2 protein-coding genes are annotated in these 1,709 nt (G+C 53.2%); both read right to left on the reverse strand.

Annotated features, from left to right (window positions below; genetic code table 11):
* Positions 1 to 667, reverse strand: a 667-nt coding sequence (locus ABJK56_RS09330; RefSeq protein WP_347244397.1) for an RHS repeat-associated core domain-containing protein, incomplete at its 3' end; no start/stop codon positions are given.
* A gap of 238 nt (positions 668 to 905) precedes the next feature.
* Positions 906 to 1,709: RHS repeat-associated core domain-containing protein (locus tag ABJK56_RS09335; RefSeq protein ID WP_347244398.1), on the reverse strand; the 804-nt coding region annotated here is incomplete at its 5' end.

Raw genomic sequence — 1,709 nt, forward strand, 5'->3', positions numbered from 1 at the left:
CCGGAATATCGTTTGCTCCCTCCGGTGCGCGAATGGGTACTTCCCTCCGATGCGTGACGAACTCATAGCCCTTGACTATGGGCCAAACGCAGCAAGGTTCGCAAGATTCAAACTCCACAATGAGCCAAACGATATAACCGCGCTTTATGTACGCATGGTTAGGAGCGCCCGTTACACCGGAATACGCAGACGAAGCTGTCTCTGCAATAGCGTTTACCAATGCTTCTAATGCCTCCTTGGTTCCGAGGAGAGCAGCCGTTGCTACATCGCCGAATGCCTGAATATACCCCAGTGCCTCGAGATTCCGCTCTATGGATTCTGCGGCTCTCTCTTGTGAGGGGCTCTGGCCCGCGGTAACGGCAATATCCACAACCCGTTTATTATATTGGTTCGCATACTTCGGTATTGGCGGCTGACACTCACCGCAGAAATGACCAACCGGATCTGGGTATCGCAACACCCCGTTGAAGACATACCGATACAAATTCCCATCCCCGCCGGCAAACCCGATCGGGTCTTCGCTCAGCCAGCGGCCGACGCGGGCATCGTACCAGCGGTTGAGGTTGTTCTGCAGGCCGGTGTCGGCATCGAACGGTCGGGCGGTGAAGAGGAACAAGGAGTACACCGCCGGATTGCCCGTATTCGTTTCCGCACATGTATTACACATCGCGATCACCTCGGCGGATTTGTGTCTCGCTTCGGCCGAGTTACCGCCTTTTCAAGACTCGGTAGCCTGCGAGGCCGAGCAAACATAGGCCACCCCATAGTAAAAGGTCGGTTGCTGGATCAGGGGGCGTCAAAACACTTGTAATCGTTTTGACAACGATCAGCATAGTAACACAAATTATAATGTTACGCATGAGTTATGTCCTACTGCGCCGATCATAAGTAGGTCCAATGGGGATTTAACCGCTGCAAGGCTCGTTTCGAAAGTACTTATCCCACCAGCCCATAGGCGTCTTGATCGCGGAAGCGAAATCCGACCACGTCTGGCCATCTGCGCAAGTGTGCACCCAGATGGTGGTTTGAATAGCATATTTGAGCGGCAACACGCCAAATTTTCGCGCCTGCCATGTCGCGCTCACAATGTAAGAGTAACACTCAACACAACCACAGGACGAATCAGGATGAAATGTTCGGCGCGGACCGACACTAGTTGAAATCACCGTCCACAGAAATCTATTTCTGACTGTTACTGAACCGTGCGGAGCCTCAGAGAATCTGCACCCATCTCTCGATTGACCAGCTAAGGTCACCTCAATGCTATTTTCGCCGAACGGCCAAGTAATTCTCACGCCTTCGATCACCCATTTCCGACACACACTTACGCTGATCTTAAAGTACCCTTCCGGATCCGCTTGCGTTTGCGATCCATTCCCCACATACCGATACAAATTCCCGTCGCCACCGGCAAAGCCGATTGGGTCTTCGCTCAGCCAGCGGCCGACCGTAGCGTCGTACCAGCGGTGGAGGTTGTTTTGAAGTTGAGTGTCACTATCGAATGGTCTACCGGTGAATAAAAAGAGACTATCAATCGTCGGATTAGTCTCCGACGTGACTCGGCCAAAAGCGTCATAGATGAGATGGTTGACCACGGTGGTCATGTCGCTGCCCGGATTATACTTCGCGATGTCCCGGACCGTGTTCAGGTGGTCCGTCAAGGTCCACTGTACAAGGTCGGGTGTGCCGCCGTCAACGGCTTCTTTGGC

The sequence above is a fragment of the Thermogutta sp. genome, assembly GCF_039793925.1.
GTDB lineage: Bacteria > Planctomycetota > Planctomycetia > Pirellulales > Thermoguttaceae > Thermogutta.